This is a genomic window from Sphingomonas sp. R86521 (genome assembly GCF_042466235.1).
In the GTDB taxonomy this organism is placed as follows: domain Bacteria; phylum Pseudomonadota; class Alphaproteobacteria; order Sphingomonadales; family Sphingomonadaceae; genus Sphingomonas.
In genome coordinates this window covers 2,459,893-2,480,364 of sequence record NZ_JAXHBY010000001.1, presented here as the reverse complement: position 1 = coordinate 2,480,364, position 20,472 = coordinate 2,459,893, and the positions used below count along the sequence as shown (strand labels likewise).

Below are 20,472 nucleotides of genomic sequence, written 5' to 3'. Positions count from 1 at the left end.
CGATGGCGGCGACGCCTGTCGAACGTGCACCGATCGGCGAAGTCCGCGAGCCGGACGGCACAGTGCGAGACCTTTCATACAGGTAAGCTATCGGATAGCTTTGTCCTTGGAAGTAGCCGGCGAAGGATCGGCGCTCTGAAGGGATGAGGATCCAATGCGCTTCAAGACATTGCTCGCCGCAGGATGCGCCGCTGCAGCTCTCACGATCACGCCGGCCCTTGCGCAGGACGCGACCAAGCCGACGCCGCCCGCGAACTCCGACGACATCATCGTTACCGCCCGCCAACGCCAGGAATCGCTGAAGGACGTGCCGATCGCGGTGACCGCGATTTCGGGCGACCGGCTGAAGGAGTTGCAGGTCAACACGGTGAAGGACGTCGCGTCCTACACGCCGGGCCTCAACATCAATTCGGACAGCGTCGGCCGCGCCTTCGTCTCGATCCGGGGGATCGGCACGACGCTGATCGACACGGTCCAGCCCGGCGTCGGGATATTCATCGACGGCGTCTACCAGCCCAACACGTCGTACCTGAACTCGCCGATCGTCGACGTCGCGCGGATCGAAGTGCTGCGCGGCCCGCAAGGCACGTTGTTCGGCAACAACACGCTGGGCGGCGCGATCAACGTCATCACGCGGCAGCCTGGCAACGAGTGGGAAGGGCGGTTCGATGCGGCGGTCGCCGGCACCGACAACTACGCCTCGGTTTCGGGCTCGGTCAGCGGCCCCATCGTCCGTGATCTGCTCCAGTTCCGGATCGGCGCGTCCTATCACGAGCAGGACGGCTTCATGCGCAACACGCTGACGATCGGCGACATGAACCCGCTGAAGCAGCAGAGCATCGGCGGCACGCTCCGCTTTACGCCAACCGACTGGGCGGTGTTCACCGTCAACGGCAATTACGACCAGGCCGCCGGCGGCAGCACGTCGTACATCCATGTCGCCGGGCCGACCGATTACCGGCTCGACGGCGCGACCAACGTGCTGAACCGCGCGGTGATCGATTATTACGGCGCGAGCGTGAAGGGCGAGTTCGATGCTGCGTCGCTGAAAACCAAGATCACCGCGATCGGCGCCTACAACCAGAAGAACGTCGCCGGGATCAACGACGGCGATTTCGGCCCTGTCGACCTGCTCCGCACCCGTGGTGGTTCGACCTTGAAGACCAAGACCGCCGAACTGCGCTTCGATACGCAGTGGAGCGACGCGTTCTCGACGTTGATCGGGTTGTACGGCAACCGCTACACGCAGACGAGCGATCAGCTGACGACGATCGATTTTCGCGCGCTGCTGGGGCCGACCTTCCCGGCGCCAGCATCTACCACGCCGTCTTCGACCTACGTCCGAAACGACACGCGCGCGATCTTTGCAACGGCGTTCCTCAAGATGGGCTCGCTCGATCTCGCCGTCGGTGGGCGCTACGATCACCAGAAGCTGGTCGCGAGCCAGGTCAACGGTATCACGGTCTATACCGCGCCCGAGTACAAGAAGGACCAGTTCCAGCCGCGCGTCACGCTGACGCAGCACTGGACGCCCGCGGTGATGAGCTATGCCTCGGTCGCCAAGGGTATCCGCGGCGGTGGCCAGAACGGTCCGGGCACGCGGCCGGAGGATGCGACCTACAAAGGCGACAATGTCTGGACCTACGAACTCGGCACCAAGTTCGACGCGTTCGACCGTCGCCTGACGATCAACGCGGACGTGTTCTACAACGACTACAAGGACTTCATCGGCCAGAACTCACTCGCCCCGAACACCAGCGGTGGATTCGTCGCGATCAACCTCAACACCGGCACGGTCGAGAGCTACGGCGCTGAGGTCGAGGCGCATCTACGCGTCACCGATCATTGGCGGATCGACGCCGGCGCGTCCTACCTCCACGCGCGCATCACGGACGACAGCCAGTATTTCGCGACCACCGGCGTCCACGTATCGAGCGACCGGGTGATCTTCACGCCCGACTACAATTTCAACTTCAACACGACCTATACCGTGCCGGTCGGCGCCAATGCGGTGCTGCTCGACGCCGGCATCTTCGGCAAGGGCAGCCGGATCGGCTCGTCGCTCGATCCCGCCGTCGCGCCGCGGTTGTCGCCTTATGCGATCACCAATGCGTCGCTCGGGTTCCGCTTCTCGAGCGGCCTTACGGTCACCGCGTTCGGCACCAACCTGTTCAACACCAAGTTCATCGAAAGCTATATCGACAAGTCGGCGCTGGTGCGGGCGGGGCTCGCGCCGCTGGCGTCGAACCTGGCGATCCAGGGCGACCGCCGCCGATACGGCGTGCGCGCGAGCTTCCGGTTCTAGGATGACCATGCATCTTGCCCAGATCGAGCGCGCGCCGCTCGACCCGGCGTTCGTCGCGGCGCTCCAGCAGCGCTTCGGCGATGCGCTGCACATGACCGACGCGATGCGGCTCCACCACGGCAGCAGCGAGGCGCATTTCGCCCCGATGCTGCCCGACGCGGTCGTCTTCGCGCGATCGACCGAGGAGGTGGTCGATCTCGTCAAACTGTGCACCGCCGCCAAGGTGCCGATCGTGGCGTTCGGGGCGGGCACCTCGATCGAGGGCAACACGCTGGCGGTGCACGGCGGCGTCTCGGTCGACCTGTCCGAGATGACGCAGATCGTGTCGGTCAACGCCGAGGACTTCGACTGCACGGTACAGGCGGGGGTTCGCCGCGAGCAGCTGAACGAGCATATCCGCGACCTGGGGCTGTTCTTCCCGATCGATCCGGGCGCCAATGCCACGATCGGCGGGATGGCCGCGACGCGCGCGAGCGGGACCAACGCGGTGCGCTACGGCACGATGCGCGAGGCGGTGCTGAGCCTGCGCGTGGTGACGCCCGACGGCCGCGAGATCCGCACCAGCCGCCGCGCGCGGAAGTCGGCGGCGGGGTATGACCTCACCCGGCTGTTCGTCGGCTCCGAGGGAACGCTCGGCATCATCACCGAAGTGACGCTGCGGCTGCACGGCATTCCCGAAGCGATCTCGTCCGCGGTGTGCAGCTTCGACACGTTGAACGGCGCAGTGGACACGGTGGTGCAGGCGATCCAGATCGGTGTGCCGCTCGCCCGCGTGGAAATTCTCGACGACATGCAGATGAAGGCGGTCAACGCCTGGTCGAAGCTCGACTATCCAGAACTGACCACGCTGTTCTTCGAATTCCACGGCTCGCCGCGCTATGTCGACGAGCAGGCGGAAACGGTGCGCGAGTTGGCGGCGGCGAATGGCGGCGGCGACTTTCGCTGGTCGAACCTGCCCGAGGAACGCTCGAAGCTGTGGAAGGCGCGGCACGAGGCCTATTACGCGGCGGTCAATCTGCGGCCCGGTGCGGTCGGCTGGGCGACTGACGTGTGCGTGCCGATCAGTCGGCTGGCCGAGTGCATCGGCGAGACCAAGGCCGATTTGCAGGCGTCGTCGGTCCCCGCGACGATCCTGGGGCATGTCGGCGACGGCAATTTCCACGTCGTCTTCTCGATCGATCCGGAGTCCGAGGCGGAACTGGCGGAGGTGTCGGCGATCAACGCGCGGATGGTCGAGCGGGCGCTGGCGATGGACGGCACCTGCACCGGGGAACACGGCATCGGCATCGGCAAGCAGGACTGGCTGGTCGCGGAACTCGGCGATGCGGTCGATCTGATGCGGACGCTGAAGCACGCGCTCGACCCCCACAACCTGTTCAATCCGGGCAAGATCTTCGCGTTCTGAAACTGCTCCCCTCCCTGGAAGGGAGGGGCGGGGGGTGGGTTGGCTTATGGGCAGGCGCTAGTGTTCGCCCCGAGCCGACCCACCCCCGACCCCTCCCTTTCAGGGAGGGGGGAAGAAGGATTTATCATGGACAGCCTGCGCCTCGTCGACCCTACGCTCCGACCGTTGCTGGAGATGATGCCGCAGATATCGCTTACCGCGGACATCCTGCCGGCGATGCGCGACCGGCCGTCTATGCTGCCGCCCGCCGACGAGACGCTGGCGACGCTGGAGATCCATACGGTTCCGGGGCCGGCTGGAGCGCCCGATATCGACCTGCACGTCTTTCGCCCGGCGGGCGTCACCGGCGTCCTGCCGTGCATCTATCACATCCACGGCGGCGGCTATGTGATGGGCAAGGTCAGCGACTCCGATCCGCTGCTCCGCCCGCTGGCCGCCGATCTTCGGTGCGTCATCGTGTCGGTCGAATATCGCCTGGCGCCCGAGACGAATTTCCCCGGCCCGATCGAGGATTGTTATGCCGGGCTCGCCTGGGCGATCGCCCATGCCGGCACGCTCGGGATCGATCCGACGCGGCTCGGCGTGATGGGACAGAGTGCAGGCGGCGGGTATGCCGCAGCGCTGGCGCTGATGGTGCGCGACCGCGGTGAACATGCGCTCGCGTTCCAGCATTTGATCTACCCGATGCTCGACGACCGGACCTGCACGGCATCGCCGCATCCCTATGCCGGCGAGTTCATATGGACCGCGCAGAGCAACCGTTTCGGCTGGACATCGCTGCTCGGACACGCCCCCGGTGGCGACGACGTGTCGCCCTATGCGGCGCCCGCCCGCGCGACCGATCTCTCCCGCCTTCCGCCCGCCTATATCGCGACCGGCGCGCTCGATCTCTTCGTCGACGAGGACATCGACTACGCGACACGGCTGATCCGCGCGGGCGTGCCGGTCGAGCTTCACGTCTATCCCGGTGGCTATCACGGCTTCGACATCTTCGCCGACGGTGCGGTCTCGCAACAGGCGCGCCGCGACAGTCTCGAGGCGCTGCGCCGCGCGCTTGCATAAGGACTCACATGACCGATTTCGCCCGACCGATCGAGGTCCCCTCACCGCCGTTCGCAAGGACGCTGTTGCCGTTGTTCGCGCTCGCGCTGGCGATGGCGGTCGGCTTCACGATGATGGGCTCGTTCGGCACGGTCCAGGAGGGTGCCAAAGCCGAACTCCACCTCAGCGACTATACGCTGAGCCTGATCCAGGGGCTGTCGGCGGCGCTGCCGCTGGCCGTGTTCTCGATCCCGATCGGCATCATGGTCGATCGCTACAACCGGGTGCGGATGATGATCGCGCTCGCTCTCGTGTGGACGCTGGGCACACTGCTGACCGGGCTCGCGCACGGCGTGCCGTCGCTGTTCGTCGCTAGGATGCTGACCGGGATCGGCACGACCGGCGCGCTGACCGCGGCGCTGTCGCTGTGCGCCGACTTTTGCATAGCGACGCAGCGGGGCAGGGCGATGCTGGTCGTCAACCTCGGCAAGTCGCTCGGTCTCGCGCTCGCCCTGGCGTTGTCGGGCGCGCTGTTCGGCCTGTTCGCCCATGGCGGCGCGCCGGCATGGGTCGCAGGCATGATGCCGTGGCGTAGCGTTCATCTGTCGCTCGCGGTCATCAGCGTGATCGCCATCCTGCCGCTGTTCCTGCTGCGCGAACCGGCGCGGCAGGAGGTTGCGGCGGGTACGCATGCGCCGTTCAAGATCGTTGCCGGCGAGCTCTGCGCGCGTCGGGTGTTCCTGATCCCGTTGTTCATCGGCCAGATCAGCGTGGTGATGGCCGATGCGGCTGCCGGGATCTGGGTCTCGCCGGTCCTGTCGCGCAATTTCCACCTGGAGCCAGATCAGTTCGCCAGCTGGATGGGCGCATTGCTGTTCGGCGCTGGCGTGCTGGGCACGATCATCGGAGGCCTGTCCGCCGACCGGGGCCAGAAAAGCGGCCGGCGTGGCGGCCTGTTGATCGGCGCGATCGTTGCCGCCGCGGTAGGTGTGCCCGCTGCGTTGTTCCCGATCATGCCTTCGGTCCCGCTGTTCGGGGTCGCCGTCGGTCTACTCATAACGTGTGGGGCAGTGACTGGGGTCGTGACCTCGGTAGCGTTGACCGTGCTGATCCCGAATGAACTGCGCGGGCTGTGCATCGGCGCGTTCATCGCGATCGCCGGGCTGATCGGCTACGGCCTCGCACCGACGCTGGTCGCGGCGGCAAGCGGTATGCTCGGCGGCGAGGCGCACCTCGCACAGGGGCTCGCGATCGTCGGCGTGGTGACCAGCGCCATCTCCGTCATCGCCTTTACGATGGCAATGCGCCGGGCACCTACGTCGGCAACAGTCTGACCTGTAAGATAGCTATTGCAGAAGCTATCCGATAGCTGCATGGTCGACCCAATCCCGGCAATCGGGAACAGGAGATCGGTGTTGGGCGAGGCAGGCATGCAGAAGGAACGCGTCACGGTGTCGCCCGAGATGGCGGCCTTCATCGGCGAAGGTACGGTAGACGCGACGGCCTTCCCCGCCGATGCCGTCGTGCTTTGCTTTACGCTGGGCGAGGAGGCACCGGCGCACCTTACCGTCACCACCGGCGCGCTTCCTGCGGAGGAGCGCGCGGTCCTCGTGCTTGCGGTCGAACGCGGCGCCTGCCTGCGGGTCTTCGATTACGCGCCCGACGCGGACATCGCGTGCCATCTGCCGAGCGAATTGCGGATGATCGTCGCCGCGATCCGCGATTGCGTCCTGCCCGAGCCCTGGCGCAGCACGCATCGTTCGGCAAAATGCATTGAGCTCCTGTCCAGCACGTTCCAGCGGATCGTCGAGGACGACCTCGTGCCGCTCGCGGGCGCCGGGCAGCTATCCGCCCGCGACAGCCAGCGGATCGTCGCGGCCAAGCGGATGATCGACGAGCGCTGGGGCGAGAAGATGACGCTCGATTCGATCGCGCGCGCCTGTGGTTTGAACCGCGCTAAGCTGACACGGGGCTTCCGCGACATGTTCGCCTGCACGGTCGCCGACGCTTTGCTCGACCGACGGCTTGGGGCCGCGCGTCAGATGCTGATCGCGACCGACTTGCCTGTGTCGTCGATCGGCTACCAGTGCGGCTATCTCAACAACGCCAGCTTCACGCGGGCCTTCTCGCGGCAGTTCGGGACCACCCCATCGTCGCTCCGTGCACCACGGCTCGCGGCATGAAAGCGCCAAGCCTGCGACTGGTCGAGGGCGGCTCGCTCGTCGACCAGGCGGTCCATGCGGTCCGCACGCATATCCGCGCCAACGACATGAAGGTCGGCGACACCCTGCCGTCCGAGGGTCATTTCGCGACCGAACTGGGCGTCAGCCGACCGGTGCTGCGCGAGGCGTTCGGCGCGTTGGCAGCGTTGCGACTCATCGACGTAGGCAACGGTCGGCGGGCGCGCGTTGCCGCGATCGACGGATCGGTGATGGCGACGTCGCTCGATCACGCGGTGGCGACCGCGCAGATCTCGATGGTGCAGATCTGGGACGTGCGCCGCACGCTGGAACTCCGTACCGCCGAACTCGCCGCCATGGAACGCAGCGACGACGAGGCGCGGACGATCGTCGGTCTGGCCGAGGCGATGGAAGCGGCCGGTACCGATGTCGATACGCTGACCCGCCACGACATCGCGTTCCACCAGGCGATCGCGCAGGCCGGACGCAACATGCTGTTCCTGCAGATCATCCGCTCGTTCGCACCGATGATGGTCCACGCAGTGCCCGCCGCCTGGGCAACGCGAACCACCGCGCGACAGCGTACCGCCGTGCTCGCGCACCATCACGACCTGGCGCGAGCGATCGCCGACCGTGATCCGAAAGCTGCGATCGCAGCTATGAACACGCATTTCGTCGCATCCATCGGAGATCTGTTCGCGCGTCGTGAGAATGGGATTTAGCCGGCATCCGCTAGTCAGGATGCCGTAACCATGACGTCACCCCCGACGCGTCGACAACAGCGCCGGGGACGAGGACCACGGAGAGTGATGTATCGGCGGCCTAAGCGGGCATGATTGACGCGCCGGCCACTGCGAGAGCGAGCAGGACGGATTTCGTGCCGACCATGCCAGGTTTCCTGGACTCGTCGAGTTGGTCAGGCCACGGACGCGGGATCGAGCGTCACGGCGGTCCGCTCGGCGAGGTCGGCGATCGCCGATACATAGCTCTGGAAGTGCGGCGACGCGCGGTGCGCCGCGACCGCGTCTCCATCGACGTAGAGCTCGTCGAGCACGAAGCGCGCCGGATCGCTCTGGTCCTGCCACAGGTCGTAGCGCAAGTTGCCGGGCTCGCCGCGGCTCGGCGTGATCATGCCGTCCAGCAGGGTCCGCAACTGCGCGGCCTTGCCGGGGCGAGCGGTGAGAATGGCGACGATTTTAACGGGATCGAGCATGGTATCGTTCCTTGTTGAATAAGTTCGCGTGGCGGGGCGCGCACGAAGCGCCCCGCCGGTCGCGTGCGTACTCACACGATCGAGAGCGAGCGGTCGAGCGCCTCGATCAGCGCCGCGGCGAGCGGATGATCCGAGGCCATGTTCTGGCCGGTGATCAACTCGCGATCGACGACCACATTGGGTGCCCAGTCGACCGCACCGGTGGTCACCTCGGCACCCGCCAACCGGAGCGCGTCGGGCATGTAGAAGGGCAGTTCGGCGTTGAAGAAATTGTCTTCCGCCCACTTCTCCTCGCTGGTCGAGAACACCGTCGTGCGATAGCCGGCATAGGCCCAGCCCTGGGCCAGATCGGCGGCCGCGGCGGCATCCCCGGCGACCAGAGCCGCCCGAAAATCGCGCGCGCGCGGCAACGCGGCAGCGAGAGCGACGGGGCCGTGGCAGAGCAGGGCGGTTGGCTTCGCGGCCTCGTGGAAGTGACGCAGGATCGTTCCGACGTCTTCGTCCTGCATCAGGTCGACGACCGGGGCATGGCCACCGGGCACGAACACGCCGGCAAAGTCGTCCAGCCCGTCGTCGATCACCGAGCGCAGCGTGCGGACCTGGTTCATCGACGGATCGTTGTCGTAGAAGCTCCTGGCCCGGGCATGGGCGGCCTCGTCATTGCCGAAATGCTGCGCGACATCCGAGACGTCGTCGATGTGCGGCTTGGTGCCGTTCGGCGTGGCAAGGACGACCTCGTACCCGGCGGCGATCAGCGCCATCGACGGGATCGTCGTCTCGTTGAGGTACTGCCCGATCGCAGCCGAGCCGCCGCCGCGCAGTTCGATCTGCGTGGCGTTGGAGCCGAGCACGAGTATCTTTGCCTTGGTCATTGGGAGCTCCGTCGAATTGCTGTCGGTGGTGACGGGAGCAACATGGCGGCCGAACAGGTATTCAAGAACTTCATTTCCTGAATTATGGATATGATCATAGGAGCATATCTCGTGCGCTACGACCTCAACCTGCTGCCGATCTTCGTCGCTCTGATCGAGGAACGCAGCGTCACGCGCGCCGCCGAACGCGTCGGCATGACGCAGCCCGCGCTTTCCAACGCGCTCGGACGGTTACGCCTCATGTTGCAGGACCAACTTTTCGTCCGCGAGCGCTATGGCATCCAACCGACGCCCATCGCCCTGCAGCTTGCGCCGGTCATTGCCGAGGCGCTCGCGATGCTCGACGATGCCGTACTGGGCCAGCAAGACTTCAACCCCGCCACTGCCGAACGCGTGCTGACGATCGCGCCCAACGGTTACGTCGAGTTCGTGCTGGTGCCGGCGATCGTCGCGCGACTTCAGGAGACTGCGCCCGGCATCAGGCTTCAGTTGACGCCGTACGGCAACGATCTGGCGGAAACCGGCGTCATTTCCGGGACGACCGCGCTGGTGCTGGGTCGCATCGTCGATCCGCCCGATAATTTGGTCGTGCAACACGTGATGGACGAAGGGCTGGCCTGTATCGTGCGGGCGGGGCACCCCGACATCGGCGACAGCATTACCCGGGAGCAGTTCGAAGCGCTGAAGCACGTCAACGTCGTGCCGCCCGGTCGCATGCGCGCGGGTCTGTTCCAGGCGCTGTCGCAGCAGCAGCTGCGGCGCGACGTCGCGATCTCCGTCACCAACTTCTTCGCGGTTGCCGAGATGGTGGCGGTCACGGATTACTGCGCGACATTGCCCAAACTGATCTGCCGCCGGCTGGCGCACGACCCCCGGCTGAAGGTGCTACCCGCGCCGGTCGATCTCGGCACCTTCCCGGTCGAGATGGCATGGCATGTGCGCTACCGCCACGACCCTGCGCATCGTTGGCTCAGGACATTGATCGGCGAGGTTGCGGGAAAGCTTGGGGCGGCCGGCAGCTAATACGCTGTCGACGAAACCTCCTTCGCACGACCCGCGCGATCGTCGGCAGCGCTTGCAGCGGTGAGCGCGTCGCCGTGCGCCAGCGCCCAGGCGCAGAGGGCCTCGAACGGATGCCGCAGAGAATGGCCGAGCGGCGTGATCGCGTATTCGACGCCTATCGGCGCGGTCGGGAGCACGGTGCGCGTGACCAAGCCGTTTCGTTCGAGCCGCTTCAGCGCGTCGGCAAGCGATTTGTGCGTGATCCCGTCGAGCCGCCGTTTGATCTGATTGAAGCGCGACGGCTTCGGGCAAAGGACCGTCAGGATCATGATGGTCCACTTGTCCGCGATCTTGTCGAGGACCGGGCGGATGCGCGCCATGTCGGCGAGCACTTGCGCCGAGCAAAGGTCAAGGTCGGTATCGTCGGCCATATCTACGCTATCCAAGGTGCGTTCTTGATAGCAGATATAAGAGGTATACCTGGCATGTCATCGTTCAAGCTGAGGATTTCACGATGGCGAAGATGACGGACAAGGTTGCGCTGGTGGTTGGCGGCGCAAAGGGCATCGGCTTCGCGATTGCCGAGCGGCTGGCGGCGGAGGGCGCCATGGTCTTCCTGACCGGGCGGCGTGTCGACGAGGTCGAAACGGCGGCCGAGCGGATCGGCGCGCGCGCGCACGGCGTCGTTGCGGACGCGAGCGTGCCGGCGGATCTGGCGCGCGTGGTTGCGACGGTGCGGGAAGCGCATGGCCGGATCGATGCTCTCGTCCTCAACGCCGGCATTTCCGAGCCAGCGACGCTGATCGACGAGACGCTCGAGCATTTCGACCGCCACTTCGCCGTCAACGTGCGTGGCCCGGTCTTCGCGTTGCAGGCTGCGCTGCCTGTATTGAGCGAGGGCAGTTCCGTCGTCCTGGTCGGGTCGATCGCCGATGTGGCCGGTATCTCGCCTTACGGGACCTATGCCGCGACCAAGGCCGCGCTGCGTTCTTATGCGCGGACCTGGACGATCGAACTGGCGCCGCGCGGCATCCGCGTGAACGTCGTGGCGCCGGGGCCGACCGACACGGCCATGATGGCAAGCGTTCCCGAAGCGGGGCGTGCCGCCCTGATCAGTCCCATTCCGCTGGGCCGCATGGCGCGTCCTGCCGAGGTGGCTGCGGCGACGCTCTTCCTACTCAGCGACGAGGCAAGCTTCATCGCTGGCGCAGAGTTGTGCGTCGATGGCGGCATGCGGCAAGTTTGAGATATGCCGCCACCGCCGCGCGCGACGGCGTCGGCCTTTGATCGACAGCGCCGTGCTCCCATCTACTGGCGATGAACGATGATCTGATGCACCTTGGCCTAATCGATGAGGACGAGATCCTTCTCGACGAAGCCGCGCTCGCGCTGGCGCTTCTCGACCATGCCGGCACCGACCTTGCCCCTTATGACGACGTGCTCGAGGCCATCGACATCCGGCTGGCGGCCGTTGCCGGCGGTTCGACGGCAGCGCCGGAGCAGGCTGCCGCGCTTGCGACGGTTCTTGCCGAGGAGTTCGGGTTCGTCGGCGACGCCGAGACCTATGACGATCCCGCCAACGCCGACCTCATCCGCGTCATCGATCGGCGACGCGGCCTGCCGGTCAGCCTGGCCATCCTGTATGTCGCGGCCGCCCGCAGGCTTGGCTGGGTGGCCAATGTCCTGGACGTGCCGGGACATGTCCTCGTGCTTATCGGCGAGGAGGCCGCTCCGGTCGTCATCGATCCCTTTCGCGGTGGGATACCGGTCGACCGGGACCAGCTCGTCGCGCTGGTCGCGGCGATGGATCCGTCCCCCGCGGCCGTGCGGCATATCGCGGCGATGCCCAACCGTGCCGTGCTGGTCAGGCTGCTGCTCAACCAGGCAACGCGTGCGGAACAGGGCGGTAAGGGACGGCGCGCGCTCGAGCTGTATGGCCGGATGACGATGATGGCGCCGGGTTACGGACACGCCTGGTGGGAGCGCGCACGCCTGGAGCTGGTCGACGGCGACGTACCCGCCGCCAGGCATAGCCTTGCGGCGATGCTGGAGATCACGCGTGATCCTCAACTGCGGGAACGCGTGTCGGCGATGCTGGATGCCCTCGGGACGGGTTCCGCCTGAGTCGGTCGCCAGAGCTATTACCGGCGTGACGATCGAGCACCGCAACCGATGCTCGCGTCCATCGCCGTTATCGATCGGGGTCTTCGATCGCCACAATGTCTTGGTTCGACAGCCCGGCATCCTCGTCGCGCAGGAAGCGCAGGAGATCCTCGACCTCGCGAGCACCGAACCGAAGGTCGAGGTCGTCCATCTCGATGCGAGCGGTAGCCCGTTTCTCCGCCGGAAAACCTTCGATGATCTGGACGCAGTGGGTCAGCGTACCGCGACCCGCAACGCGATCCTGCCCGGCGCCTTCTTCGGCGGCATAAACCGTCGCCGGCTCGCTCAATGGGTACGTCGTCATGCGCCTGTCCTGATAGTGATCGTCGGAAGGGGCAACGCGCAAAGCTTCGTGGCGGGGGCACAGCGGTACCGTCCGCTGGGCGCTATAGCGATACTTCACCGTGTCGCGTCGCGCTGCGCAAACCGGCGTCCAGCACCTCCATCACCATCATGGCCTCGGTCCCCGGGACAGGATTTGGTCCTTCTCCCCGGATCGCGGCGCCCAGATCGTGCCAGAATTTACGGTAGTCGCCGCGGCAGTTCGGCAGTGTCTCGGTCCGCTGCGGATCGCAAAGAGTGAGCGAACCCTGGTCGGGGTCGTACCCCCAATGCTGCCCACCGGGAGCCTGTCCCGCGACGGTGGCCGCCTCCTGCGGATCGACGCCGTGCTTGATCCAGCTGCCGCGGGTTCCGTGAACGGCAAACCGCAGCCCGTTGGCGGCCACCAGCTTGCTCGAATGGAGAATGACCCGCTTGTCCGAATAGCGAAGCACTGCGTGGAAATAATCTGGTGCCGGCGCGTCCGCGCGCAGCGTCGTGATGTCCGCGCAGATCGCCTCGGGGCGCCCGAAGAGCACCAGCGCCTGGTCGATGAGGTGCGGGCCGAGGTCCTGCCATGATCCCCCCTCTCTGGCTTCCTTCCAAGTCGATGCCACGGCGGGACGCCAGCGATCGAAATGACTTTCGAACTGGACGATCTCGCCCAGTCGTCCATCGCCGATCAGCTTTTGCAGCGTCAGGAAGTCCGCGTCCCAGCGGCGGTTGTGGAAGATGGTGAGCAGCTGATCCGTCGCCTCGCTTGCGGCAAGGACCCGCCGTGCATTGGCAAGAGACGTCGCGAAGGGCTTGTCGATCAGGACGTGCCTGCCCGCTTCGAGCGCCGCGATCGCGTGCTCGGCATGAAGCGCATCGGGGCTCGAGACGATCACCAGGTCGATGCCGGGTTCCTCCAGCAACGCCGCGACGCTGGGGACGACCCGCATATCGGGAAGGTCCGCATGCACCTTGTCACGGTCGCGCGATACGACCACGCGGAGTTCCATGCCGGGTGTCGTGCGAACATAGGGCGCATGGAACGCCCGGCCGCCGAGACCATAGCCAACCAACCCCACCCCGATCGTCTGCATCTTTCGAACCCTTTCCGGCGAAGCGATGGCGCAGGTGTAAGCGGGCCACCCGGTCAGGGCCACGCGCATTTCCGGGGGGCTTGGCTTTCGTCAATCGTATCGGCTGAAGGGCGGACATGACGGGGTGTGTATCGATTTCGACGATCCGAGCTCGGTACTTGCCGCTAATCCTATGCATGAGCGCCACGACCGGGCGCTCGACGGTGCCGCGGTCGGCGTGACGTCCCGGCCTTTTCAACGACGCCACCCTTCGCATCGCCCACTGAGTCAGTGCTCGCGCGCCATATTGCGGCGATCGATCCGGTTTATCCGTACGTTAGTGCGTGTTTTCGGCGGTTCTTAACAAGGATGTCGAAGCGCCCATTGTGACCCGCGCGGTCGCGATCGCGCCTAGGATCATCAGGGCGCCGGACAGATACAGGATGTTGCGCGGCTCGCCGCCGAGTACCGAATGATAGAACAGCGGCACCGTCAGGCTCTCGATGATCATCGGGATGACGATGAACATGTTGAAGATGCCCATGTAGACGCCGTTGCGCTCGGGCGGGATCATGTCGATCAGCATGATGTAGGGATTGCCCATCATGCTCGCCCAGCCGACGCCGATGCCGAGCATCGCGACGAACAGTCCCGCTTCGTTGGCGATGCCGGGGATCGTCATCATCGCCACGCCCGATGCCAGCAGGCAGGCGGCATGCGCTTTCTTGGCGCCCCAGCGACGGGCGAGCGGCACCAGTGCGATCGCCGCGACGAACGCGATCGCATTATAGAACGCGCCGAGCTGGCCGACGGTGAGCACGGTATCGCGGAACGCCGCGCTCTTCGCATCCGACGTGCCGTGCAGCGAGCGTGCGACCGCGAAGGTGATGAACTGCCAATAGGCAAACATCGCATACCATTGGCACAGCATCGCCAGCGCCAGCTGTCGCATCGGCTTGGGCATCTCGACCAATGCAGTGCTCAGATCGCGCAGCGTGCCGCCGAGCGTCAGTGGTTCCTTCGCCAGCCTTGCTTTCTCTTCGGCGGGCAAGGGCAGTTCGGGGACGCGGACGACCGACCAGACGATCGTCGCCAGCGACAGCACCGCGCCGATCAGGAACGCGATCCGGGTAATGTCGGGAATCCCGTTGCCGTCGATGGCGTCCTTGTTGAAGCCGATCCACACCAGCAGCGACGGCGACAGATAGGACAGCGTCTGCGCGAGGCCGGTGAACGCCGACTGCGTCAGGAACCCGGCGGCGCGCTGGTCGTCGGGCAGCCGGTCCCCGACATAGGCGCGGTACGGCTCCATCGTCACGTTGTTGGCGGCGTCGAGCACCCACAACAGGCTTGCCGCCACCCACAGGCTCGGGCTGTACGGCATCGCCAGCAGGCACAGGCTGCACAGCACCGCGCCGACCAGGAAATAGGGGGTGCGCCGGCCGATCCGGGTCGAGGTGCGGTCGCTCATCGCGCCGATCAGCGGCTGGATCAGCAGCCCGGTCATCGGCCCTGCCAGCCACAGCAGCGGCAGGCTCGCTTCGTCCGCACCGAGATAGCCGTAGATCGGCGCCATGTTGGCCTGTTGCAGGCCGAACGAGAATTGCAGCCCGAGGAACCCGAGGTTCATCTCGATCAGGCGCATCAGCGAAAGGCGAGGTTTGCCGAGGAAACCGGGTAGAGTCATCGACAAGCCCTTTGTGCGAGTGCCAGCGCGCCGAGCAAACCGGCGCGGTCGTCGAGGCCGGGATGGACGATCAGCCGGGCGTAATCCCCGGTGCCGAAATAGCCGCCCGCGAGCGTGGCAGCTTCGTGACGGACGCGGTCTAGCAAGCCTGGCGTGGCGAGCACGCCGCCGCCGAGGATGATCCGACGCGGCGACAGGAGCGCCTGTTGCGCGACGACGAGTTGCGCGAGGTAATAGGCGATGATGGCGTGCGCAGGATGATCCGCGGCAAGCTCGGACAGCGACGCGCCCCAGCGTGCGTGGATCGCAGGGCCGCTCGCGAGGCCCTCCAGGCAGTCGCCGTGGAACGGGCAGGTCCCCGCGAAGTCGCGATCATCGGCATGGCGGCGCGGCAGCATATGGCCCATTTCGGGGTGGCGGCTGCCATGGACCGGGCGGTCCTCGATCAGCGCACCGCCGCCGATCCCGGTGCCGACCGTGACGTACACCGCGATATCGGCGCCGACTGCTGCGCCCCACAGGCTTTCGGCCAGAACCGCGCCGTTGACGTCGGTGTCGAAGCCGACCGGGCATGCAAGCGCGCGCGCGAATGGCCCGACCAGGTCGGTGCCGCTCCAGCCGCGCTTTGGCGTTTCGGCGATCGTGCCCCAGTGCGGCGACGAGCGGTCGAGGACGATCGGCCCGAACGCGGCGATCCCCAGCGCATCGAACGCGCCCCATTCGGCTTGCGCATCGGCGAAGAAGGCGAGGGCGGCACCGAGCGTCTCGGCTGGCGTGGTGGTCGGCACGCGCGCGGTGCGCAGCATGGTGTCGGCATCGCGCGCCACGCCGAGGACGAACTTGGTGCCCCCCGCCTCGATACAGCCGAACAGCGGGGCGGCGGTCATGCGGTCGGTCCCGCCCAGACGACGCTCCAGGGCGCGATCGTCAGCGTGTCGACGAACTGCGTGTCGGACAACCGGTCATGGCCGTCTGTTATTGCCACGATCGTCACGGGCGTGTCGGAGAAGTTCAGGAACACCCGGTCGCCCCCGCAGCCGATCCCGAGCACGGCCGGGTTGCCGGTCGTGATCGCACTCGGCCCACCTGCACCGCCGCTGGCGATCCGTGCGGCGCGCAGGGCTGCGAGATCGCCGCCGATCCTTTGCGCGGCGGCGCCATCTAGCGCGGCCCAGTCCATCTCGGGCCGGTGGAGCCAGCGGCCTTCATGTGCCCGTTCGGGATCGCTGAGATAGCTGGTGTCGTTGAGCAGACCCGCCTCATCGCCCATGTACGTCGTCGCCAGCCCACCGCTCGCGATCGACAGAACATTCAGCAGCGCGATCCGACGAAACGCCATTTCGCGCGCTTCGTCGTCCGCCGCAGCCTCCAGCCCGGCGAGCGACGCCATCGTCCCGTTCGAACCGTGGAGCACCGAACCGTCCGACTGGAACGGCGCGCCGCGTGCCCAGCTGCCGTCGCCGCCTTCGAGGAACCGCGCGGCTATCTTCAGCCGTGCGACCGGATCCGGATCGATTTCCGCCAGGTCGCCGATTACCGCGCCCCAGCCGATATCGTCGTGGCACCGCGCGTAGCTCAGCCAGTTGGCGCCACGTGGAAGGCCGCCGCTCGCCTCGACGATCGCGTGGGGGAGGGTGGCAGACTGTTCGGCCAGCGCGACCCAGCCCGCGACCATCAGTGAATTGTTGTAGACCAGATGGCATTCGGGCTCGAACCCGCCATCCCAGTCCGCGCCTTCGTCAGCGCCGAAGTACGGCGGCACCAGCGCGGTCGGGACGATCGCCTCGGCCTTCAGCAGCGTCGCAGGCGCGACGATGTCGAGCGCGGCGCGGAGCGCGCGGACGATGAAATGCGCTTCGGGACGGTTGCGGCAATCGGTGCCGATCTGCTTCCACAGGAACGCGATCGAATCGAGCCGGAACGCCTCGAAGCCGTGGTTCGCCAGCTGCAGCATCGTGTCGACGATCGCCAGCATGACCTCGGGGTTCGACCAGTTCAGATCCCATTGGAACGGGTAGAAGGTCGTCCAGACCTGCCCGCCCATCGCTGGGACATCTGTGAAGTTGCCCGGCGCGGTGGTCGGGAACACTTCGGGCAGTGCCTCCTCATACGCCTGAGCCTCGTCCTCGCTCAGCACATGATAGAAGGCACGGTAATGCGGATCGCCCGCGAGCGCCGCCTTCGCCCAGGCATGATCGTCTGCGGTATGGTTGAGCGCGAGATCGACGCACAGGCTGATCCGCCCCTCGCGCAGCCGGGCCGCGAGCCGCTCGACCTCGGCCATCGTTCCCAGCCGGGGTTCGATCGCGAGATAGTCCGCGACCGCGAACCCGCCGTCGCTGTCGCCCTCGCGGGCCTTCAGCAACGCGAGCAGATGCAGATAGCGGACGCCGAGTGATTCGAGATGATCGACCTTGCCGGTCAATCCTTCGACAGTGCCGGCGAACCGGTCGACATAGGTCGAATAGCCCAGCATGTCGGGCGCGACGAACCAGTCGGGATCGCCCAGCCGCGTATCGTCGAGCGCGACCATCGCCGCCGGGCGCTCGGCCGCTCGGTCGCGGAGGATCATCTCCATCCGCGGCCAGAGTGTCGCCAGCCGATCGGTGCCGTACAGCCGTTCGAGCTGGCGTTTTAGGAGGGGGGCGAGCGCGTCGAGACGGCGCTCGGTGGAGGAGAAAGTCACGCTCACCCGCCCTATCAGAAGCCGACGCGGACCGCGGCGGAGATCGTCCGGCCGGTGATCGAGCGTGCCCGGACGATGCCGTTGGTCGGGATCGTGCCTTCCTCGGCTTCGGTGATGCCCTTCACGTCGAACAGGTTGTTGCCGTTGACCGACAGCGTGACGTTCTCGACGGGCCGTACCGACACGAACGCGTTGACCTGCGTATAGCCCGGCATCTTGAGCACATTGTTGTCCTGCGCATAGCTGTCGGTGGTACCGATCACGTTGGCGCCGACGGTGAGCCGGCCGACATCGACCTGCGGAGTCGCCTGGAAGATGAACTTGGCCTGGCGACGCGGGCGGTTGCCCTCGACTGCGGGGTTCAGGACATCCTTGGTGATCTCGGCATCGGTATAGGTGCCGCCTGCCGACAGCGAGAACGGTCCGCGGGCAATCCGACCCTCGAGCTCGACGCCCTTCGCCTCATATTGGCGATTGAAGAAGCGCTGCGTCGTCGCCTCGAAATTCTGCTCCTCGGTACGCGCCCAGAAGCCGGTGGCGTAGAGCGAGAGGCCGTTCTGGCGGAACTTGAACCCGCCTTCGAGCTGACGGACGAAATCGACTGCCGCGCCTTCGTCGGTCAGGCCGCCCGTCGTCGTGTTGATCGACGGGCCGAACAGCAGGCGATCGGCATTGGCGCGACCGCCGCGGCTGTAGCGGCCGAAGATCGCAGTGCTGTCGGTCAGGCGGAAGTTCGCGCCGCCCGAATAGGAGAGGTAGTCGTAATTGTAGTTGAGCGGCGAGCGGCGCGTCGGGATCACCGCGACCAGACGCTCGGCTGCCGAGATCACGCCGTTGCCATTGATGTCGAAGCTCGTGATGCCGCTGCCGAAGCCCGCACCCAGATCCGCGCCGGCGACGCTGCCGCGGGCCCGACCGAAGTCGTAGCGCAGCGATCCGTCGATGTTGAGCCGGCCGATCTCGAACCCGAGCTGCGCGAACGGCGCATAGGTCGTGTAGTCGAGATCGTACGACCGGCGGCAGCAATTGCCGAATCCGTATGCCGAATAGCCCGGCGTGCCGTTCTGCGTGACCGGAACGCCTGCTGCTGTACGCACGTCGACCAGCACCGAACGGCCGTCATCCGCGACGGTCTGGACGAACGAGTTCCACAGCCAGTCGCTCTTGATGTCCTGGCGCGAGGCATAGAAGCCGCCGGTGATCGACAGCGACCCCGTGCCGACTGGCACCGAGCCGTTGAGGCGGATGTCGTTGGTGATGTTGTTGAGGCTCTTCAGGTCGACGTCGAACAGCACGACGTTCGCAAGCAGGCCGTTGCCGTTGAGCGATGCCGGATTGGTGATCCGCTGGCCGCTCTGCGATCCGCTTGCATAGAACAGCTGCGAGCCGGCGCCGCCGATGCCGTTGGCGATCGTCTGCGCTGAACCGACGGCCGACGGGAACGGCGAGGTGAAGCCGCCCGAGATATCCGAATAGCGGAACCGCTCGACGATGTTCCAGCCGTCCGCGACCGGGATTTGCGTCTCCAGCCCGGCCGAATAGACGAGCGGATGCTGGCCGTCGGCGATCGAGCGCGTGACCAGCTTGTTGTCGCCGTCGAGCGTCTGCACGGTGCGGATGTTGCCACTGTGCAGCGTGCCGTTGTTGATCGAGAAATTGGCGATGTTGCTGTAGGTCGGATCGCTGTTCGTGCCGGTCACCTGCACCGGGTTCGGCAGATAGCCGATCGCGCGGTCGTCGAGATACTTGCCGTACAGCCGGACATAACCACCATTGCCGAACGACTTGGTGATGTTCGCCTTGAACTGGCCGCCCTTGACGCCGTCATAGCCAACCTGCCGCTGGCCATCGCCGATCCGGTAGAAGCCGCCGAAATGATAGGTCAGCGTGTCGGACAGCTTGCCGCCCTGGTCGAAATCGACGCGGAATTCGCGGTAGTCGAGCCCGCTGGTCAGCTGGAATGCGCCGCCTTCCTGCTCGCCGGTCTTCGAGAGGAAGTTGATGACGCCGCCGGGCGAGTTCGACGCGAAGGTCGATGCCGAGCCGCCGCGAACCGACTCGATCGTCCGCACGTTGAAATCGGCGCGCAGGAAATTGTCCGCGTTGCCGAAGGTGATGTCGCCGAATTCGAGGATCGGCAGGCCGTCTTCCTGCAGCTGGAGGAACTTCGAGCCACCCGATGCGACCGGCAGGCCGCGGACCGAGATGTTCGCGTTGCCGTCGCCGCCCGACGCCTCGACGCGGATGCCGGGCAGGTTGCGGAGCAGCTCGCCCGAGGTGCGGGGTGCGAGCTGGACGAGCGCGTCCGACGTGATCGAGCTGGTCGTGATCGAGGTGTTGAGCTTGTTCGTGCCGCGCGCGACCGCGGTCACGACGATGTCGTCCTGCGGTGCGTCGGCTGAAGCAGCGGCGGTGTCGGCAGGCGTGGCGGCCGGATCGGCCTGCGGTGCGGTCTGCGCGGCCCCTGCGGTTGCGAACGTTGCGGCGGCGATGCCAGCCAGCAATGCGTGACGTACTTTCATGCGATCCT

At 66.2% G+C, this 20,472-nt stretch carries 18 protein-coding genes; 9 read left to right on the top strand and 9 right to left on the bottom strand.

The features are described 5' to 3' along the window. Positions 1-154: 154 nt before the first annotated feature. The 6 genes from SJY20_RS11445 (at position 155) to SJY20_RS11420 (ending at position 7,653) form a co-directional block, all read left to right on the top strand. On the top strand, positions 155-2,305 hold the full coding sequence (locus tag SJY20_RS11445) for a TonB-dependent receptor (protein WP_380787055.1): 2,151 nt from the start codon (positions 155-157) through the stop codon (positions 2,303-2,305). A gap of 7 nt (positions 2,306-2,312) precedes the next feature. After that, positions 2,313-3,710, top strand: coding sequence for an FAD-binding oxidoreductase (locus tag SJY20_RS11440; protein ID WP_380787054.1), 1,398 nt, complete (start codon positions 2,313-2,315; stop codon positions 3,708-3,710). A 126-nt stretch (positions 3,711-3,836) separates the two neighbouring features. Beyond that, positions 3,837-4,772 carry an alpha/beta hydrolase gene (locus SJY20_RS11435; protein ID WP_380787053.1) on the top strand — a complete coding sequence of 312 codons (936 nt, stop codon included), beginning with the start codon at positions 3,837-3,839 and terminating at the stop codon, positions 4,770-4,772. An 8-nt stretch (positions 4,773-4,780) separates the two neighbouring features. Beyond that, entirely contained in the window at positions 4,781-6,085 is a 1,305-nt protein-coding gene (locus SJY20_RS11430; RefSeq protein WP_380787052.1) for an MFS transporter, read from the top strand. Between the two features lie 96 nt (positions 6,086-6,181). Then, entirely contained in the window at positions 6,182-6,934 is a 753-nt protein-coding gene (locus tag SJY20_RS11425; RefSeq protein ID WP_380787051.1) for a helix-turn-helix transcriptional regulator, read from the top strand. Beyond that, entirely contained in the window at positions 6,931-7,653 is a 723-nt protein-coding gene (locus SJY20_RS11420; RefSeq protein ID WP_380787050.1) for a FadR/GntR family transcriptional regulator, read from the top strand. Before SJY20_RS11425 ends, SJY20_RS11420 begins: the two co-directional genes overlap by 4 nt. 194 nt (positions 7,654-7,847) lie before the next feature. Here SJY20_RS11420 and SJY20_RS11415 read toward each other — a convergent pair whose 3' ends face one another. Together SJY20_RS11415 and SJY20_RS11410 are read right to left on the bottom strand one after the other, a co-directional pair. After that, a complete protein-coding gene (locus SJY20_RS11415) occupies positions 7,848-8,144 on the bottom strand; it encodes a putative quinol monooxygenase (protein ID WP_380787049.1) in 297 nt (98 codons plus the stop codon). Between the two features lie 71 nt (positions 8,145-8,215). Then, positions 8,216-9,016 carry a type 1 glutamine amidotransferase domain-containing protein gene (locus SJY20_RS11410; protein WP_380787048.1) on the bottom strand — a complete coding sequence of 267 codons (801 nt, stop codon included), beginning with the start codon at positions 9,014-9,016 and terminating at the stop codon, positions 8,216-8,218. A 111-nt stretch (positions 9,017-9,127) separates the two neighbouring features. Between SJY20_RS11410 and SJY20_RS11405 the strand changes: the two genes are divergently transcribed. Beyond that, a complete protein-coding gene (locus tag SJY20_RS11405) occupies positions 9,128-10,039 on the top strand; it encodes a LysR substrate-binding domain-containing protein (RefSeq protein WP_380787047.1) in 912 nt (303 codons plus the stop codon). Here SJY20_RS11405 and SJY20_RS11400 read toward each other — a convergent pair. Continuing rightward, on the bottom strand, positions 10,036-10,449 hold the full coding sequence (locus SJY20_RS11400; protein WP_380787046.1) for a winged helix-turn-helix transcriptional regulator: 414 nt from the start codon (positions 10,447-10,449) through the stop codon (positions 10,036-10,038). The two genes, SJY20_RS11405 and SJY20_RS11400, sit on opposite strands and share 4 nt — an antisense overlap. 83 nt (positions 10,450-10,532) lie before the next feature. Between SJY20_RS11400 and SJY20_RS11395 the strand changes: the two genes are divergently transcribed. Together SJY20_RS11395 and SJY20_RS11390 are read left to right on the top strand one after the other, a co-directional pair. Further along, positions 10,533-11,264: an SDR family NAD(P)-dependent oxidoreductase gene (locus SJY20_RS11395; RefSeq protein WP_380787045.1), complete on the top strand. Its 732-nt coding sequence runs from the start codon at positions 10,533-10,535 to the stop codon at positions 11,262-11,264. 71 nt (positions 11,265-11,335) lie between these two features. After that, positions 11,336-12,142, top strand: coding sequence for a transglutaminase family protein (locus tag SJY20_RS11390; RefSeq protein ID WP_380787044.1), 807 nt, complete (start codon positions 11,336-11,338; stop codon positions 12,140-12,142). A 67-nt stretch (positions 12,143-12,209) separates the two neighbouring features. On the opposite strand, the gene SJY20_RS11385 is transcribed toward SJY20_RS11390, so the two are convergent. The 6 genes from SJY20_RS11385 to SJY20_RS11360 all read right to left on the bottom strand — a co-directional run bounded on the left by SJY20_RS11385 (position 12,210) and on the right by SJY20_RS11360 (position 20,464). Beyond that, positions 12,210-12,485: a hypothetical protein gene (locus SJY20_RS11385; protein WP_380787043.1), complete on the bottom strand. Its 276-nt coding sequence runs from the start codon at positions 12,483-12,485 to the stop codon at positions 12,210-12,212. An 82-nt stretch (positions 12,486-12,567) separates the two neighbouring features. Next, entirely contained in the window at positions 12,568-13,590 is a 1,023-nt protein-coding gene (locus tag SJY20_RS11380; protein ID WP_380787042.1) for an oxidoreductase, read from the bottom strand. 316 nt (positions 13,591-13,906) lie between these two features. Then, the gene (locus SJY20_RS11375) at positions 13,907-15,256 is read right to left on the bottom strand and encodes an MFS transporter (protein WP_380787041.1); all 1,350 of its coding nucleotides are present in this window, start codon (positions 15,254-15,256) and stop codon (positions 13,907-13,909) included. After that, positions 15,253-16,143 carry an ROK family protein gene (locus SJY20_RS11370; protein ID WP_380787040.1) on the bottom strand — a complete coding sequence of 297 codons (891 nt, stop codon included), beginning with the start codon at positions 16,141-16,143 and terminating at the stop codon, positions 15,253-15,255. Before SJY20_RS11370 ends, SJY20_RS11375 begins: the two co-directional genes overlap by 4 nt. Beyond that, a complete protein-coding gene (locus SJY20_RS11365; protein ID WP_380787038.1) occupies positions 16,140-17,942 on the bottom strand; it encodes an alpha-amylase family glycosyl hydrolase in 1,803 nt (600 codons plus the stop codon). Before SJY20_RS11365 ends, SJY20_RS11370 begins: the two co-directional genes overlap by 4 nt. Before the next feature lie 14 nt (positions 17,943-17,956). Next, on the bottom strand, positions 17,957-20,464 hold the full coding sequence (locus SJY20_RS11360; RefSeq protein WP_380787037.1) for a TonB-dependent receptor domain-containing protein: 2,508 nt from the start codon (positions 20,462-20,464) through the stop codon (positions 17,957-17,959). Between the last annotated feature and the right edge of the window lie 8 nt (positions 20,465-20,472).

Coding starts and splice junctions, on each gene's coding strand:
- SJY20_RS11435 (WP_380787053.1), top strand. CDS start 3,837: ATGGACAGCCTGCGCCTCGTCGACCCTACGCTCCGACCGTTGCTGGAG.
- SJY20_RS11420 (WP_380787050.1), top strand. CDS start 6,931: ATGAAAGCGCCAAGCCTGCGACTGGTCGAGGGCGGCTCGCTCGTCGAC.
- SJY20_RS11430 (WP_380787052.1), top strand. CDS start 4,781: ATGACCGATTTCGCCCGACCGATCGAGGTCCCCTCACCGCCGTTCGCA.
- SJY20_RS11395 (WP_380787045.1), top strand. CDS start 10,533: ATGGCGAAGATGACGGACAAGGTTGCGCTGGTGGTTGGCGGCGCAAAG.
- SJY20_RS11415 (WP_380787049.1), bottom strand. CDS start 8,144: ATGCTCGATCCCGTTAAAATCGTCGCCATTCTCACCGCTCGCCCCGGC.
- SJY20_RS11360 (WP_380787037.1), bottom strand. CDS start 20,464: ATGAAAGTACGTCACGCATTGCTGGCTGGCATCGCCGCCGCAACGTTC.
- SJY20_RS11370 (WP_380787040.1), bottom strand. CDS start 16,143: ATGACCGCCGCCCCGCTGTTCGGCTGTATCGAGGCGGGGGGCACCAAG.
- SJY20_RS11425 (WP_380787051.1), top strand. CDS start 6,182: ATGCAGAAGGAACGCGTCACGGTGTCGCCCGAGATGGCGGCCTTCATC.
- SJY20_RS11410 (WP_380787048.1), bottom strand. CDS start 9,016: ATGACCAAGGCAAAGATACTCGTGCTCGGCTCCAACGCCACGCAGATC.
- SJY20_RS11380 (WP_380787042.1), bottom strand. CDS start 13,590: ATGCAGACGATCGGGGTGGGGTTGGTTGGCTATGGTCTCGGCGGCCGG.
- SJY20_RS11375 (WP_380787041.1), bottom strand. CDS start 15,256: ATGACTCTACCCGGTTTCCTCGGCAAACCTCGCCTTTCGCTGATGCGC.
- SJY20_RS11440 (WP_380787054.1), top strand. CDS start 2,313: ATGCATCTTGCCCAGATCGAGCGCGCGCCGCTCGACCCGGCGTTCGTC.
- SJY20_RS11400 (WP_380787046.1), bottom strand. CDS start 10,449: ATGGCCGACGATACCGACCTTGACCTTTGCTCGGCGCAAGTGCTCGCC.
- SJY20_RS11445 (WP_380787055.1), top strand. CDS start 155: ATGCGCTTCAAGACATTGCTCGCCGCAGGATGCGCCGCTGCAGCTCTC.
- SJY20_RS11390 (WP_380787044.1), top strand. CDS start 11,336: ATGAACGATGATCTGATGCACCTTGGCCTAATCGATGAGGACGAGATC.
- SJY20_RS11385 (WP_380787043.1), bottom strand. CDS start 12,485: ATGACGACGTACCCATTGAGCGAGCCGGCGACGGTTTATGCCGCCGAA.